Below are 14882 nucleotides of genomic sequence, written 5' to 3' on the forward strand. Positions count from 1 at the left end.
AACCCCGTCACATGGACGGGGTTTTTCAGTGCGCCGGGAAATTACTCTGGGCGAACTTGTGCAGCTTGCATACCCTTTTGGCCTTTCTCAGCCACGAAGGATACGGTTTGGCCTTCTTTCAGGCTCTTGAAACCGTCAGCTTCGATAGCTTTGAAGTGTACGAACAGGTCGTCACCGCCACCTTGAGGAGTGATGAAGCCGAAGCCTTTTTCATCGTTGAACCATTTAACGGTGCCGGTTTGGCGATTAGACATGGTGTATCTCCAAGAAACATATATTTTCAGTGTACTGTGCTGCTCAGGCCAACTGGGCACACCGGGGTATCATAGTCGAAATGTTCGATTTGGGAGCCCCCCGGACGCGCTGTTTGCCAATCAGTCGCGTTTTCCTTATTGCCTGAATCCGCCGAAAGGCCCGGTTTAAAGGGCTTTCGGCAGAAAATCAGGGCAATAAAAAAAGCTGTGAAACCTGCAAAAAAACTGGGTAGAAAGCCTTTATCGGCCTTTTTTCAGCGTCCGCGAGGCGGATGGTTCATTTTTTTGCAGGTGTACTGGCCTTGCATTTCGCAATCTGCCCCAGCGCCTTTTGCTGCAGCTCCGGGCTGGCCTTGTTGTCCATCAAGGCCTGGATATCCGCAGCTGGATAGGACTTGATCGCGTCGGCGCCGCAGCCGCAATGGGACTTGGCCGCCGCCGCGCCGATCTGGGGCGCCGCCGCCTCCGTGCATTGGGCCATGTACTTTTCGCGTTCACCCTTCGGCCAATCGGCATGGGCGGTCAGTGGCAGCAGTAGGACAAGGGGGGCGACTGCTGCAAACAATGTGTTCAGACGCATGCGAAGATGCTCCTTTTGGGTCGATGTCTTGTTATCTGAGGCGTTGCGCTCGCTTCAGTTCAGCACTCTGGCATAAAAACCATGGATTTACGCCGGCGTCGATCCTGACGCGGCGACAGACCGTTCATCTGTGCTAGCATGCCGGGCTCGGGTATTTTCAGGCTCCGGACGACAACAGGTCCCGGCGGCGGTAAATGTTCGATTAACCCTGATTTGAATACCAGTCACTCTGGTTCGGTTTCCCGGTTGGCCGCAAGGCTCCTGCCGCTGTAAGGCAGGCGTTCGTCGTTGAATGGCCTGGACTGGATCTTGTACTGGCTCATCCCAACCCACGTGACCTTTGGTAGGGGTCACCACTAGGAGAGGAGGCGCCATGCCAACTATTACTCTTCCCGACGGCAGTCAACGTTCCTTCGACCATCCGGTTTCCGTAGCCGAAGTCGCCGCATCCATCGGCGCAGGCCTGGCCAAGGCCACCCTGGCCGGCAAGGTCAACGGCAAACTGGTGGACGCTTGCGACGTCATCGACAGCGACGCCACGCTGCAAATCATCACGCCCAAGGACGAAGAGGGGCTGGAGATCATTCGCCACTCTTGCGCGCACCTGGTCGGCCATGCGGTCAAGCAGTTGTACCCGAGCGCGAAGATGGTCATCGGGCCGGTCATCGATGAAGGTTTCTACTACGACATCGCCTTCGAGCGTCCTTTCACCCCGGACGACATGGCAGCCATCGAGCAGCGCATGCAGCAGCTGATCGAGAAAGATTACGACGTCATCAAGAAAGTCACCCCGCGCGCCGAAGTCATCGAAGTGTTCAAGGCCCGTGGCGAGGACTACAAGTTGCGTCTGGTGGAAGACATGCCGGACGAGCAGGCCATGGGCCTGTACTACCACGAAGAATACGTCGATATGTGCCGCGGTCCGCACGTGCCGAACACCCGTTTCCTGAAGTCCTTCAAGCTGACCAAGCTGTCGGGCGCCTACTGGCGTGGCGACGCCAAGAACGAGCAGTTGCAGCGCGTCTACGGCACCGCCTGGGCCGACAAGAAGCAATTGGCGGCCTATATCCAGCGCATCGAAGAAGCCGAGAAGCGCGATCATCGCAAGATCGGCAAGCGCCTGGGCCTGTTCCATACCCAGGAAGAATCCCCGGGCATGGTGTTCTGGCACCCGAACGGCTGGACGATGTACCAGGTGCTCGAGCAGTACATGCGCCAGGTCCAGCGTGAAAACGGCTATCTCGAGATCAAGACGCCGCAAGTGGTCGACCGTAGCCTGTGGGAAAAATCCGGGCACTGGGCCAACTACGCCGACAACATGTTCACCACTCAGTCGGAAAACCGCGACTACGCCATCAAGCCAATGAACTGCCCTTGCCACGTGCAGGTGTTCAACCAAGGCCTGAAGAGCTACCGCGAGCTGCCGATGCGCCTGGCCGAGTTCGGTGCCTGCCACCGTAACGAGCCGTCGGGTGCGTTGCACGGCATCATGCGCGTGCGTGCGTTCACTCAGGACGACGCGCACATTTTCTGCACCGAAGAGCAGATGCAGGCCGAATCCGCTGCCTTTATCAAGCTGACCATGGACGTCTACCGCGATTTCGGCTTCACCGAAGTCGAGATGAAGCTGTCCACTCGTCCGGAAAAACGCGTCGGTTCCGACGAACTGTGGGATCGCGCCGAAGCTGCATTGGCCGCTGCCCTCGACAGCGCGGGCCTTGCCTACGACCTGCAGCCGGGCGAGGGTGCCTTCTACGGTCCGAAGATCGAATTCTCGTTGAAAGATTGCTTAGGTCGTGTCTGGCAATGTGGTACCTTGCAGCTCGATTTCAACCTGCCGATCCGTCTGGGCGCCGAATATGTGTCCGAAGACAACAGCCGCAAGCACCCGGTCATGCTGCACCGTGCGATCCTCGGTTCCTTCGAGCGTTTCGTCGGGATTCTGATCGAGCACTACGAGGGCGCGTTCCCTGCGTGGCTGGCGCCGACCCAGGCAGTGATCATGAATATCACTGATAAACAGGCAGATTTTGCCGCTGAGGTCGAAAAAACTCTCAACCAAAGCGGATTTCGTGCCAAGTCTGACTTGAGAAATGAAAAGATCGGCTTTAAAATCCGCGAGCATACCTTGCTCAAGGTTCCCTATCTTCTGGTTATTGGAGATCGGGAAGTCGAGATGCAGACTGTCGCTGTGCGTACTCGTGAAGGTGCTGACCTGGGCTCGATGCCTGTCGCCCAATTCGCCGAGTTTCTCGCGCAAGCGGTTTCCCGGCGTGGTCGCCCAGATTCGGAGTAATTATTATTAAGCGTGATATGAGACAAGATAAACGAGCTGCACCGAAAGCCCCGATCAACGAGAATATCTCGGCACGCGAGGTTCGGTTAATTGGCGCTGACGGCGAGCAGATTGGCATCGTCTCGATTGATGAAGCGCTTCGAATTGCTGAAGAAGCCAAGCTTGATCTGGTAGAAATCTCCGCAGACGCAGTCCCACCGGTTTGCCGTGTGATGGACTACGGCAAGTCGATCTTCGAGAAGAAGAAGCAGATTGCCGCGGCGAAGAAAAACCAGAAGCAGATTCAGGTAAAAGAAATCAAGTTTCGTCCAGGGACGGAGGAAGGGGATTACCAGGTAAAACTGCGCAACCTGGTACGTTTCCTGAGTGACGGGGACAGGGCCAAGGTATCCTTGCGATTCCGCGGCCGTGAGATGGCCCACCAGGAGCTGGGGATGGAACTCCTCAAGCGGGTTGAACAAGACCTGCTCGAGTACGGTTCGGTCGAACAGCATCCTAAGATGGAAGGACGCCAGCTGATCATGGTCATCGCCCCGAAAAAGAAGAAGTAATCAACAGGGCACGGCAGGCCTTCTGATTATGTTTATCAACTGAATGCGGAGTATCCGAACATGCCAAAGATGAAAACCAAAAGTGGTGCTGCCAAGCGGTTTCTGAAAACTGCTAACGGCATCAAGCACAAGCACGCTTTCAAGAGCCACATCCTGACCAAAATGTCGACCAAGCGTAAGCGTCAACTGCGCGGTAGCAGCTTGCTGCATCCGTCTGACGTGGCAAAAGTCGAGCGCATGCTGCGCCTTCGTTAATTTTTGGATCAAGAATAGAGGAAGTAACTCATGGCTCGTGTAAAGCGTGGCGTCATTGCCCGTAAGCGTCACAAGAAAATTATGAAACTTGCTAAAGGCTACTACGGTGCGCGTTCCCGCGTATTCCGTGTTGCCAAGCAAGCCGTAATCAAGGCAGGCCAATACGCCTACCGTGACCGTCGTCAGAAAAAACGTCAGTTCCGCGCTCTGTGGATCGCTCGTATCAACGCTGGTGCTCGTACCAACGGTCTGTCCTACAGCCGTTTGATCGCTGGCCTGAAAAAGGCGTCCATCGAGATCGACCGTAAGGTTCTGGCTGATCTGGCAGTGAACGAAAAAGCGGCGTTTGCTGCGATTGTCGAGAAAGCTAAAGCCACCTTGGCTTAAGTACCCCCGGCAGTCACCGGGGTCCACCTCTGTGGGCCCAGGTGTTAAACGTCATGAATAGGGGAAGAGCCTTAAAGCTCTTCCCCTATTTCGTATCTGGAGTCTGTACATGGAAAACCTGGATGCGCTGGTCTCTCAAGCACTAGAGGCTGTGCAAAGCGCTGAAGATATCAATGCCCTGGAGCAAATCCGGGTTCACTACCTCGGCAAGAAAGGCGAGTTGACCCAGGTGATGAAGACCCTGGGGAACCTGCCGGCAGAAGAGCGTCCGCAAGTCGGCGCGCTGATCAACGTTGCCAAGGAACGTGTCACAGAGGTCCTTAATGCGCGCAAGGCGTCGTTCGAGGAGGCGGACCTGGCTGCCAAGCTCGCTGCCGAGTCCATTGACGTGACCCTGCCTGGCCGTGGCCAGACTTCCGGCGGCCTGCATCCGGTAACCCGGACCCTGGAACGCATCGAGCAGTTCTTCACCCGCATCGGCTACGGCATCGCCGAAGGCCCCGAGGTCGAAGACGACTATCACAACTTCGAAGCACTCAACATCCCAGGCCATCACCCGGCCCGGTCGATGCATGACACCTTCTATTTCAATGCCAACATGCTGTTGCGTACCCATACCTCGCCGGTACAGGTCCGCACCATGGAGTCGAAACGACCGCCGATCCGCATCGTCTGCCCAGGCCGTGTGTACCGTAGCGACTCGGATATCACCCACTCGCCGATGTTCCACCAGGTCGAAGGCCTGCTGGTCGATCGCGACATCAATTTCGCCGACCTCAAAGGCACGATCGAAGAATTCCTGCGGGTGTTCTTCGAGAAAGAGCTGGCCGTGCGTTTCCGCCCTTCGTACTTCCCGTTCACCGAACCTTCCGCTGAAGTCGATATGGAATGCGTGATGTGCAGCGGTAAAGGCTGCCGTGTCTGCAAGCAGACCGGCTGGCTGGAAGTCATGGGTTGCGGCATGGTTCATCCGAACGTGCTGCGCATGTCCGGGATCGATCCGGAAGAATTCTCGGGCTTTGCCTTCGGCATGGGCGTCGAGCGCCTTGCCATGCTGCGTTACGGTGTGAATGACTTGCGCCTGTTCTTCGACAACGACTTGCGGTTCCTTGCGCAATTTCGCTAGCCGTCACGAACTTATTAGGAGAACAGGATGAAATTCAGTGAACAATGGCTGCGCGGCTGGGTAAGCCCGCAGGTAAGTCAGGACGAGCTGGTTGCTCGCCTGTCGATGGCTGGCCTCGAGGTCGATAGCGTGACGCCGGCTGCCGGCGAGTTCAGCGGTGTGGTGGTGGGCGAGGTGCTGAGCACCGAGCAGCACCCGGACGCTGACAAGCTGCGGGTTTGCCAGGTCAGCAACGGCGCAGAGACTTTTCAGGTGGTGTGCGGCGCGCCAAACGTGCGTCCGGGCCTGAAAATTCCGTTTGCCATGATCGGTGCCGAACTGCCGGGCGACTTCAAGATCAAGAAGGCCAAGCTGCGCGGCGTCGAGTCCAATGGCATGTTGTGCTCCCAGGCTGAGCTGCAGATTGGTGAAGGCAATGATGGCCTGATGGAGCTGCCGGCTGATGCCCCGGTGGGCCAGGACATCCGTGCATACCTGGGCCTGGACGATGCAAGCATTGAGGTCGACCTGACCCCGAACCGGGGAGACTGCTTGTCCCTGGCTGGCCTGGCTCGTGAAGTCGGCGCCCTGTACGACGTCCCGGTGACACGCCCTGCGGTCGCGTCCGTTGCGGCCGTGCACGACGAAGTGCGTTCGGTTGAGGTCCTGGCGCCAGCCGCTTGCCCGCGTTACCTGGGTCGCGTGATCCGTAACGTCGACCTGTCGAAACCGACCCCGCTGTGGATGGTCGAGCGCCTGCGTCGCGCCGACGTGCGCAGCATCGACGCTGCCGTCGACATCACCAACTACGTGATGCTGGAGTTGGGTCAGCCGCTGCACGCGTTCGACCTTGCCGAAATCAATGGTGGCATTCGCGTACGCATGGCCGAGGAAGGCGAGAAGCTGGTCTTGCTTGACGGCCAGGAAGTGACCCTGCGCAGCGATACGCTGGTGATTGCCGACCATTCCCGAGCCTTGGCGATTGCCGGCGTGATGGGTGGCGAGCACAGTGGTGTTTCTGCCACGACTCGCGATGTATTCCTGGAAAGCGCGTTCTTCGACCAGATCGCGGTAGCCGGCAAGGCCCGCTCCTATGGCCTGCACACCGATGCCTCGCACCGTTACGAGCGTGGCGTGGACTGGCAACTGGCCCGTGAAGCCATGGAGCGCGCCACTGGCCTGCTGCTGGACATCACCGGTGGCGAAGCCGGTCCGATCATCGAGACTGCCAGCGAACAGCACCTGCCCAAGGTTGCCCCGATCACCCTGCGTACCCAGCGCATCACCCAGATGCTGGGCATGGAAATGGACCCGGCCGAAGTCGAGCGTCTGCTGAGCGCCCTGGGCCTGAATATCCGTGCTGATGGGGCGGGGCAACGGCGCGTCGAAGTGCCAAGCCATCGCTTCGATATCAGCCTGGAAGTCGACCTGATCGAAGAGCTGGCCCGACTGTATGGCTACAACCGCCTGCCGGTTCGCTACCCGCAAGCACGCCTGGCGCCGCAGGCCAAGGCTGAAGCGCGCAGTGATCTGCCGGAACTGCGTCGCCTGTTGGTCGCCCGCGGCTATCAGGAGGCGATCACCTACAGCTTCATCGATCCGCGGCAGTTCGAACTGTTCAACCCAGGTGTCGAGCCGTTGTTGCTGGCTAACCCGATTTCTAACGACATGGCCGCCATGCGCTCGTCCTTGTGGCCGGGCCTGGTCAAGGTGCTCCAGCACAACCTGAACCGTCAGCAGGACCGCGTGCGCCTGTTCGAAAGCGGCCTGCGCTTTGTCGGTCAGTTGGATGGTCTGAAGCAGGAGCCAATGCTGGCCGGTGTCGTCTGCGGCAGCCGCCTGCCGGAAGGCTGGGCGCAAGGTCGCGACGGCGTGGACTTCTTCGACGTCAAGGCCGATGTGGAAGCGGTGCTGGGTTTTGCCGGCGCGCTTGGAGCATTCACCTTCGTGTCGGGTAAGCATCCGGCGCTGCACCCAGGGCAGACCGCGCGTATCGAACGGGAAGGGCGCGAAGTCGGTTATGTCGGTGCGATTCACCCTGAACTGGCGAAAACCCTGGGCCTCGATCGTCCAGTCTTCGTTTTCGAGCTGGTCCTGGGCGAAGTGGCCCAAGGAAAAATGCCAAAATTCCAGGAGTTGTCGCGCTTTCCTGAAGTGCGTCGTGACCTTGCGCTGCTGGCCGACCGCGACGTTGCTTCCAGCGCCGTGCTGGACGTAATCCGTGAAAATGCAGGTGAATGGCTGACGGACCTCAGGCTATTTGACGTGTATCAGGGTAAAGGCATTGATCCGCATAGAAAAAGCCTTGCAGTCGGCTTGACCTGGCAGCATCCATCGCGCACTCTTAATGACGATGAGGTGAATACCGCAACGCAAAACATCCTCACCTCGCTCGAAACCAGGTTGAACGCCACGTTAAGGAAGTGACGTATGGGGGCTCTGACGAAAGCTGAGATGGCGGAACGTCTGTATGAGGAGCTGGGCCTGAACAAACGGGAGGCCAAAGAATTGGTCGAACTGTTTTTCGAAGAAATCAGGCACGCTCTCGAAGACAACGAGCAGGTCAAATTGTCCGGTTTCGGCAATTTCGACCTTCGGGACAAACGCCAGCGGCCTGGCCGCAACCCGAAAACGGGTGAAGAAATCCCGATCACGGCTCGCCGTGTGGTCACCTTTCGTCCAGGGCAGAAGTTGAAGGCTCGAGTTGAGGCTTATGCTGGAACCAAGTCATAACGACGAACTACCCGTCATCCCGGGCAAACGCTACTTCACCATTGGTGAAGTCAGCGAGCTGTGTGCGGTAAAACCACACGTGCTGCGCTACTGGGAGCAGGAGTTTCCTCAACTCAACCCGGTCAAGCGCCGCGGAAACCGCCGGTACTATCAACGACAAGACGTGTTGATGATCCGGCAGATCCGCGCGCTGCTGTACGATCAGGGGTTCACCATCGGCGGAGCGCGCCTGCGCCTCTCCGGTGATGAGGCCAAGGACGATACAACCCAGTACAAGCAAATGATCCGCCAGATGATCGCCGAGCTTGAAGATGTGCTGTTGGTGCTCAGGAAATAATTTCTGCTTTTAAATACTTCCAGTTTTCAAAAGCTTGCGTTATATTCCTCAGCGTTCCGTTGAGAAGCGGAACAAGATTCACGCCTAGTCGGGGCGTAGCGCAGTCCGGTAGCGCACTAGCATGGGGTGCTAGGGGTCGAGTGTTCGAATCACTCCGTCCCGACCATATTTTTCAAGAGATCCAGTCACTTAGCGGTGACTGGATTTTTTTATGGGTTACCGTTTTTCCGCGGTGCTGATTTTTGCCCCGCTTTTTGCCCCACCGAGAATTTTTCTAAATTTTGGCGTGTGCTGTTTGGCACAACCGTATGAGCTGTTGAGAGCCGCTCAGGAACCTTAACCTAATCGGTTGAGGGGCTAGGTGAGTCACCTGGGGAAAGAAAAGACTTGGATCTCAAGCGCGTACTTTCCTGTCGTAGTAGAAACCGCGGCCGACTTTTTCAACCGAATAGGCCAAGAGCAGCCCTTCAGGCAATGTTGGAAATGGCCTGAAAAAGCTGTGGGACCCAGGGAGTCGAATGGTGGTCGCAGCGGTCCAACACCTGCCGGCCAACGGGCACAAGGTGCTCAAAGTATCACCTGCGGACCACCATTGCTTTTGGGAGAGCCAATTGTCAGCTGTCTTTTTGCGTCATGTTTTCCGCTTGGCGATACTGCTCTTTTCCATTGGCACTTCGTCCGCTGTTTTCGCCTGCGCCGCAGGACAGTCCCAAGTCTGCATGGTCGCTTGTTTTTGTGCTCCAGATTCCGAAGGGGAAATTGGGACGATTTTCAAAAACATGAACCAAATGGCGGCCTCCGGATTACAGGGGTGGATTGAGAGTTCGCGCAACACTGCAGCAACCGGCGGTGTTCGGACAATCCCGCTGAATATCCGAGCCCAACTCGAACCCTTCTACGACATTCAGGTGCTCGATTCAGCCCGCTATAAGGTAGGCGATGACGGGGAGCTAAACGCCGCGAACACAATGCTGCAGAATCCCGATGTAACTGCTGTCACCCTCATGGACATCATCGTTTTTCGGAGTCCCGATGATGCACTTAACAATGTCGCGTTGTGGGCGCATGAGCTCAAGCACGTGCAGCAGTACCTGCAATGGGGCGTTCGCGAGTTTGCCAGCCGCTATACCCGAGACTACACAGCCGTCGAGGCGCCTGCTTACGCGATTCAAACTCAGGTAGCCAGAGAGCTAAGAGTCAGCGAGGCGCAGCCAAAACCTCATCGAACGCCTTGAATTCAAAGGGCCAGGCCTAATCGGGTAATCATGGGTGAGTGACTTGAAATGACCCAGGCTGTGTGAAAACGCACTGAAGACGTCGAAAACTGAGAGTTGCGTGCGTTGCCTGCGAAAGCAGCAGACTGAAGCGTGAATTACCCAAGTCAGCTACATAGATTTCCGTAATGCCGTTTGGGCCGCCTCAGCGGCCCAAACAGCCTGTGATGACACGTGGGGTGGTGACATCATGGCAGTCGCTTGTACTCATATCGGTGCCACCGTTGCTCCACGACATTCGGTAGTGCACTCGTATCATTCGGTTGAATTGGCCGACATCTGGAAAGTTCGCGGATACTCTCTGCTGTCATACCAGGCACGAAGTTTCCGTGATTGCCACGATGCGACCACGAAAATGACTTGGAGAATACCCGAACGCTTCTCTGAAGCGGCTGTAGAAATGAGAATATGCCAAAAAGCCGCTGGCGATGGAGATTTCGCTGAGTGATTTATCTGTATGCATCAGCAGTTGGCGTGCGTGGGTCAGGCGGAGTTCTAAATAAAATCGAGTTGGCGAAGCATGCAAGTATTTATTGAACAGCCGTTCCAACTGACGTCGTGATATTCCCGCCTGATTGGATAGTGCACCGATATCTATGGGTATTTCTATGTTGGTATTCATTGCCATAACCACGTCGTTCAACGCTTTTGAGGCAGTTGGTGTAGTAAAACGGGGCATGTTTTTCCCATCGTAATCTGATATCTGTGAGCTTTGCGGCAGATTTTGCCTTATAGATTCTGCCACTTTGTGCCCGCAATGCATATTGATAAAGCCTATCATCATGTCGAGCGCAGCGAAGGGGGAAACGCTGGTTATCCTGGTTTCACTGATAACATGGGGGCAATGGCGAAACTCGACGTCTTCAAACTCCCTGGTCCATATATCATGAGTATCATCATTCAACGCACATTGTTGATGCTTGAGCAGACCAGACTTCAACAGTGCATAGCATCCGCTTGCCAAGCCTCCTACCATTCGACGAAGCCCAGCCGCTTGGCGCAGCTTGAATTTCAATATACCTTCAGTCGTCATAGTGAGTTCGTTGTTACCGCAGACTAGCAAAATGTCAATGTTGCATACGTCCAGATCGGCTAGTCTAAGCTGTATAGGGACGCGAACTCCGATGTCACTGAGGGCTGAAAGATCATTTCCGATCAACGCTACTTCAAAAACTTCAGCGGAGCAGACATTGTTTACTGCTGTCATGGTACTCGTGACCGCGGACAGGCACGACATGGAAAAGCGATCAGTGAGGATAATACCCACAGTTCTCTTTGCAGCATTCGCTTCAAGTTTATGAACTGGAGCAAGGTAAGCGAGATTTTGATTCAATAGCACGCTTTTAAATGATTTTTTCATTGCTCGCCTACCTCCTTAAGCTACCGGGTCGTGTAACCGACCCGGCTGGATATGAGATTATTTTGCGGCGCTGCTTGCAGCTTCTCGCGAAGCCTGAAGCCACTTGTCGAACTCCTGGCGGTGGGCTGCAATCCACTCTTTTGCATGGCGAGTAACATCGGCGGGTTTATTTTCACCCTGTTGCATTTTTAGATTCTGAGCGCTTTCATCTTCTGGTTTGATGTTGAATTGCGACAAGAACTTCAATGCGGCGGGGTTTTCTTCTGCGAAATTTTTATTCAATACTGATTTTATTTCGTCTTTGGCAAAGCCGAGATTCTTACCGTTGTAGAGAGTGTCGACATTGTTCTTGCCGTCGGGAAGAGCGGTATAGGGTACTTCCAGCCATACGACATCTTTATCGATGACCAATACACCAGAAATCCATTGTGGAATCCAAGTGTAGTACAGAATAGGCTGACCGTTTTTATACCGTGCGATGGTGTCCGCCATGAGTGCGAAATAGGAACCACGGTTGTTATTCACGGTCTTGTTAAGGTCATATTCCTTAAGATGAAATTCAGTGGTGAGTTCGCAACCCCAGCCGGGGTTGCAGCCAGTGAGATCAGCTTTGCCGTCCCCATTGATGTCGAACAGCTTTGCAATCTCAGGTTTCTTCAGGTCGGTCAAATATTTTATGTTGTATTTGTCAGCTGTTTTTTTGTCGATGAGATATCCCTGGAGGACATTGTTCATCACCGTACCAGCTTTTACTAAGTCATGGTCGCCGCCGCTCTTTTGATAAAAAGGGTCATGGAGAGTATTCCAGAGGTGCACGGTAAAGTCGGCATCGCCGTTGGCAAGCGCTACCATCATTACGGCATATTCAGTTTCTTTGGGTTCCTGAACTTTATAACCAAGTTCACGGAGACCTTCCATTGCGATTTCACCACGGAATCGCTCCTCCGCGATTGGCGGGAAGATGGGCGTCACCTTGACACCTTCGCCAGGTTTGTCAGCGGATGCAACAGCACAAAACGACGTAGCACTCAATAATAATACGCCTGCCAATTGAATAATGTTTTCTTTGAACTTACTCTTCAACATCATCACGTACCTTCTATTGTTGTTCTATTGGTTTTCGACGGAGTGAAAGTTGTGGCTTTATGTTGTTTTACGGTTTTCTGTGCGTCCGTTGACACCTACAAGACGAAGCAGCCCTCCCACCGGGCCGCTTTGATACCACTTGCGGCTTGGGTCGGCATTTGTCCGCTCTCCCATGGCCTGGGTCAGGCGATCGAGGAAGATGGCGAGTAGCACCAATCCGACACCTCCCACGGTCGCCAGACCCATATCGAGACGGCCTATGCCGCGCAGTACCATTTGGCCTAGACCGCCGACCGAGATCATCGAAGCGATAACAACCATCGAAAGGGAAAGCATCAATGTCTGATTGAGGCCGGCCATGATGGTTGATGCGGCCAGCGGTAGTTGTACGCGGGTCAGCATTTGCCGTGGTGTGCAGCCAAAGGCACGAGCGGCTTCGATTTTGTCTTCTGGTACCTGGCGGATACCCAGGTTGGTAAGGCGTACCAGCGGTGGCAGCGCAAAGACAATCGTGACCAGGACACCTGGCACGTTACCTATGCCGAACAGCATCACCACGGGTACCAGATACACAAAGGCCGGGAGCGTCTGCATGGCATCCAGGACGGGCCTGACGAAGCGTTCTATGCCGTCGCTGCGGGCACACACGATGCCCAAAGGAATGCCGATCACCGCGCAGAAGAATACGGAGGTCAGCACCAGGGCCAGCGTGGTCATCGATTCCGACCATACTCCGATAACTCCGAGTAAGGTCAACGTGATAAAGCAAAGCAGTGCCATCCGTTTGCCCGCGAGCTGCCAGCCCAGCAATGAGGACAAGATGATGCCAATTGAGGGTGGAATGCTTTGTAGCGTGAACTCGATGCCATTGAGTACCTGGTCGATTGGCCAGCGGATGGCGCGAAACATTTCCCGAAAGTGCTGCACCATGAAGTTAAGGGCTGTCGTAACCCAGTCTCCCAAGGGAATGGTCGCAACTTGAAACGGGTCAAGGAGGTTGAATTCTGACATTGCAACATATCTCTTCTATAGGGATTTAAACGCGGCTCAAGGTCTGCAATAGCAAACTTTGGGATATAGTCCCTTTGAGAGCTCCCGTTCGATCTAGAACAGGAACCGGATAGGGCAGGGCGGCCGCAATACCTAGCATTTCATGTAGAGGTGTATCGATATAGACCGGTTGCTTCTCTCTGGTGTGGTAGTGCTTCCCGAGAGAATCAGAAGAGTCCGCTACAAAATCGCGCGTCTTTATTACGTCGAGCAGCAGTCCGTGCTCATCGATAAGGTAGTTGTAGGGAATGTCCTTATTGAGTTCAGGCGCTTTGCCATTCATTTTGGATACGCTGTCGGGATCCAGCATGGCCACATCGCCCGCTTTTAGCACTCGAGAACTGTCGAAAGCTTTGAAGAAGGTTCGAACGTAATCATTGGCTGGCCGGTTGATCAACTCTTGTGGAGTACCAATCTGTACAACGCGACCTCCCTGCATGATCGCTATTCGATGGCCGATGCGCATGGCTTCTTCGATGTCATGGGAGATGAATATGATGGTGCGCTGTTGTTCGGTTTGCAGGCGAATCAGTTCTTCCTGCATCTCACTCCGAATCAGCGGGTCAAGCGCGGAAAACGCTTCATCCATCAAAAGGATTGTTGGGTCGTTGGCCAGCGCCCGTGCCAGGCCTACCCGCTGTTGCATACCGCCAGACAGTTGATGTGGGTAGCTATGCTCATGACCCGCCAGGCCGACCTGGGCCAACGCTTCACGTGCTCGACTATGCCGCTCAGCCTCACTGATGCCGGCAATCTCGAGCCCGAAAGCAGTATTTTCCAGCACGCTCATGTGAGGCATCAGTGCGAAGGATTGGAAGACCATCCCCATCTCCTTGCGCCTGACGTCGAGCAACTCTTTATCCGACAGGCCTGTGATTTCCCGGCCTTTGAGGTGAATGCTTCCTGATGTGGGTTCGATCAGCCTGTTGAAAAGCCTGACCATGGTCGATTTGCCCGAGCCGGACAGTCCCATGATCACGAAGATTTCTCCACGCTTTACGGAGAAATTCGCATCGAAGACCCCTACGACATGGCCAGTTTTGCGAAAAATTTCATCTTTATCAGCTCCTCCACGCAACATATCCATAGCCATGTCCGGATTAGGGCCAAAGACTTTGAAAATATTTCTAACCGAGAGAATTTCATCGGCATGGCTCATACGACTGCGACCTCTTTTTATGCTTATAACCAATAGTTAAATATTGCGTGTCTTTCGCTTCGCAATTATTCAACCGAATTGGCAGTCTGTTCCAATATGAACGTAAGTCTTTTCGGCGCGTAAAAAACGCCTTGAGAAAAGTGTCTTTCTTGCATGCAGCGCATGCATTTTCTTAGGTTTCGCTTTTATGGGGTGTCGATCGAGAGTTGGTTAATTAAAAAATGGGGGGCATCCCCCCAAAAGAAACGCATCAAATGATGCGCGAAGATGCTTCGATGAGCCGTTTGGTCATCAAGTCGCAATACCAATCGACGAATTGGCAAACACCATTTTCAATGATGGACGAGTAGGGCCCTGGGACATAGGCAGGGGAGGTAACGGCGTTTTTCAAGGTAGTTGTCGCGTCAGCCATCAAACTATGCAGCTTGTTCGAGGTGCTGTTGCTCTTGATCAGG

15 protein-coding genes, 1 tRNA gene and 1 pseudogene are annotated in these 14882 nt (G+C 54.8%); 10 read left to right on the forward strand and 7 right to left on the reverse strand.

The features are described from left to right. Positions 1–41: 41 nt before the first annotated feature. Positions 42–254 carry a cold-shock protein gene (locus tag N4Q37_RS22515; RefSeq protein WP_017904083.1) on the reverse strand — a complete coding sequence of 71 codons (213 nt, stop codon included), beginning with the start codon at positions 252–254 and terminating at the stop codon, positions 42–44. Between the two features lie 277 nt (positions 255–531). Next, positions 532–834: a hypothetical protein gene (locus N4Q37_RS22520; protein WP_260961852.1), complete on the reverse strand. Its 303-nt coding sequence runs from the start codon at positions 832–834 to the stop codon at positions 532–534. Positions 835–1207: 373 nt separating this feature from the next. Here N4Q37_RS22520 and thrS point away from each other — a divergent pair, with 373 nt between their 5' ends. The 10 genes from thrS to N4Q37_RS22570 all read left to right on the forward strand — a co-directional run bounded on the left by thrS (position 1208) and on the right by N4Q37_RS22570 (position 9733). After that, positions 1208–3130 (forward strand): threonine--tRNA ligase, encoded by a 1923-nt coding sequence (gene thrS, locus N4Q37_RS22525; protein WP_260961853.1) that lies wholly within the window; start codon positions 1208–1210, stop codon positions 3128–3130. Further along, positions 3130–3681, forward strand: coding sequence for a translation initiation factor IF-3 (infC, locus tag N4Q37_RS22530; protein ID WP_172679675.1), 552 nt, complete (start codon positions 3130–3132; stop codon positions 3679–3681). Before thrS ends, infC begins: the two co-directional genes overlap by 1 nt. 60 nt (positions 3682–3741) lie before the next feature. Beyond that, on the forward strand, positions 3742–3936 hold the full coding sequence (rpmI, locus tag N4Q37_RS22535) for a 50S ribosomal protein L35 (protein WP_002553160.1): 195 nt from the start codon (positions 3742–3744) through the stop codon (positions 3934–3936). Between the two features lie 30 nt (positions 3937–3966). Continuing rightward, positions 3967–4323 (forward strand): 50S ribosomal protein L20, encoded by a 357-nt coding sequence (gene rplT, locus N4Q37_RS22540; RefSeq protein WP_024779372.1) that lies wholly within the window; start codon positions 3967–3969, stop codon positions 4321–4323. Between the two features lie 109 nt (positions 4324–4432). After that, the gene (pheS, locus tag N4Q37_RS22545) at positions 4433–5449 is read left to right on the forward strand and encodes a phenylalanine--tRNA ligase subunit alpha (protein WP_260961854.1); all 1017 of its coding nucleotides are present in this window, start codon (positions 4433–4435) and stop codon (positions 5447–5449) included. Positions 5450–5476: 27 nt separating this feature from the next. Next, positions 5477–7855, forward strand: a complete 2379-nt coding sequence (gene pheT, locus N4Q37_RS22550) for a phenylalanine--tRNA ligase subunit beta (RefSeq protein ID WP_260961855.1) — start codon at positions 5477–5479, stop codon at positions 7853–7855. Positions 7856–7858: 3 nt separating this feature from the next. Next, on the forward strand, positions 7859–8161 hold the full coding sequence (gene ihfA / locus N4Q37_RS22555) for an integration host factor subunit alpha (protein ID WP_002553164.1): 303 nt from the start codon (positions 7859–7861) through the stop codon (positions 8159–8161). Continuing rightward, the gene (locus N4Q37_RS22560) at positions 8142–8498 is read left to right on the forward strand and encodes a MerR family transcriptional regulator (RefSeq protein WP_260961856.1); all 357 of its coding nucleotides are present in this window, start codon (positions 8142–8144) and stop codon (positions 8496–8498) included. Before ihfA ends, N4Q37_RS22560 begins: the two co-directional genes overlap by 20 nt. A gap of 89 nt (positions 8499–8587) precedes the next feature. Next, positions 8588–8664, forward strand: a tRNA-Pro gene (locus tag N4Q37_RS22565). A gap of 352 nt (positions 8665–9016) precedes the next feature. Next, entirely contained in the window at positions 9017–9733 is a 717-nt protein-coding gene (locus N4Q37_RS22570) for an eCIS core domain-containing protein (protein ID WP_260961857.1), read from the forward strand. A gap of 346 nt (positions 9734–10079) precedes the next feature. Here the strand turns inward: N4Q37_RS22570 and N4Q37_RS22575 are convergent, their stop codons facing one another. The 5 genes and pseudogenes from N4Q37_RS22575 to N4Q37_RS22595 all read right to left on the reverse strand — a co-directional run. Then, positions 10080–11132 carry a GlxA family transcriptional regulator gene (locus N4Q37_RS22575; protein ID WP_260961858.1) on the reverse strand — a complete coding sequence of 351 codons (1053 nt, stop codon included), beginning with the start codon at positions 11130–11132 and terminating at the stop codon, positions 10080–10082. Positions 11133–11189: 57 nt separating this feature from the next. Then, complete coding sequence (gene proX / locus N4Q37_RS22580) at positions 11190–12218, reverse strand: glycine betaine/L-proline ABC transporter substrate-binding protein ProX (RefSeq protein ID WP_260961859.1); 1029 nt, start codon at positions 12216–12218, stop codon at positions 11190–11192. 57 nt (positions 12219–12275) lie between these two features. Further along, entirely contained in the window at positions 12276–13229 is a 954-nt protein-coding gene (proW, locus tag N4Q37_RS22585; protein WP_260961860.1) for a glycine betaine/L-proline ABC transporter permease ProW, read from the reverse strand. A 25-nt stretch (positions 13230–13254) separates the two neighbouring features. Further along, entirely contained in the window at positions 13255–14427 is a 1173-nt protein-coding gene (locus tag N4Q37_RS22590) for a quaternary amine ABC transporter ATP-binding protein (protein ID WP_260961861.1), read from the reverse strand. A 250-nt stretch (positions 14428–14677) separates the two neighbouring features. Continuing rightward, positions 14678–14882: pseudogene (locus N4Q37_RS22595) on the reverse strand (hypothetical protein); the annotation flags it as partial.

The sequence above is a fragment of the Pseudomonas citri genome (assembly GCF_025336485.1).
Lineage (GTDB): Bacteria > Pseudomonadota > Gammaproteobacteria > Pseudomonadales > Pseudomonadaceae > Aquipseudomonas > Aquipseudomonas citri.

Excerpts from the sequence above, each read along its gene's own strand:
- N4Q37_RS22515 (WP_017904083.1), bottom strand. The coding sequence starts at position 254 with ATGTCTAATCGCCAAACCGGCACCGTTAAATGGTTCAACGATGAAAAA.
- pheT (WP_260961855.1), top strand. The coding sequence starts at position 5,477 with ATGAAATTCAGTGAACAATGGCTGCGCGGCTGGGTAAGCCCGCAGGTA.
- N4Q37_RS22575 (WP_260961858.1), bottom strand. The coding sequence starts at position 11,132 with ATGAAAAAATCATTTAAAAGCGTGCTATTGAATCAAAATCTCGCTTAC.
- rpmI (WP_002553160.1), top strand. The coding sequence starts at position 3,742 with ATGCCAAAGATGAAAACCAAAAGTGGTGCTGCCAAGCGGTTTCTGAAA.
- thrS (WP_260961853.1), top strand. The coding sequence starts at position 1,208 with ATGCCAACTATTACTCTTCCCGACGGCAGTCAACGTTCCTTCGACCAT.
- proW (WP_260961860.1), bottom strand. The coding sequence starts at position 13,229 with ATGTCAGAATTCAACCTCCTTGACCCGTTTCAAGTTGCGACCATTCCC.
- N4Q37_RS22520 (WP_260961852.1), bottom strand. The coding sequence starts at position 834 with ATGCGTCTGAACACATTGTTTGCAGCAGTCGCCCCCCTTGTCCTACTG.
- rplT (WP_024779372.1), top strand. The coding sequence starts at position 3,967 with ATGGCTCGTGTAAAGCGTGGCGTCATTGCCCGTAAGCGTCACAAGAAA.
- proX (WP_260961859.1), bottom strand. The coding sequence starts at position 12,218 with ATGTTGAAGAGTAAGTTCAAAGAAAACATTATTCAATTGGCAGGCGTA.
- pheS (WP_260961854.1), top strand. The coding sequence starts at position 4,433 with ATGGAAAACCTGGATGCGCTGGTCTCTCAAGCACTAGAGGCTGTGCAA.
- N4Q37_RS22590 (WP_260961861.1), bottom strand. The coding sequence starts at position 14,427 with ATGAGCCATGCCGATGAAATTCTCTCGGTTAGAAATATTTTCAAAGTC.
- N4Q37_RS22570 (WP_260961857.1), top strand. The coding sequence starts at position 9,017 with ATGGTGGTCGCAGCGGTCCAACACCTGCCGGCCAACGGGCACAAGGTG.
- N4Q37_RS22560 (WP_260961856.1), top strand. The coding sequence starts at position 8,142 with ATGCTGGAACCAAGTCATAACGACGAACTACCCGTCATCCCGGGCAAA.
- ihfA (WP_002553164.1), top strand. The coding sequence starts at position 7,859 with ATGGGGGCTCTGACGAAAGCTGAGATGGCGGAACGTCTGTATGAGGAG.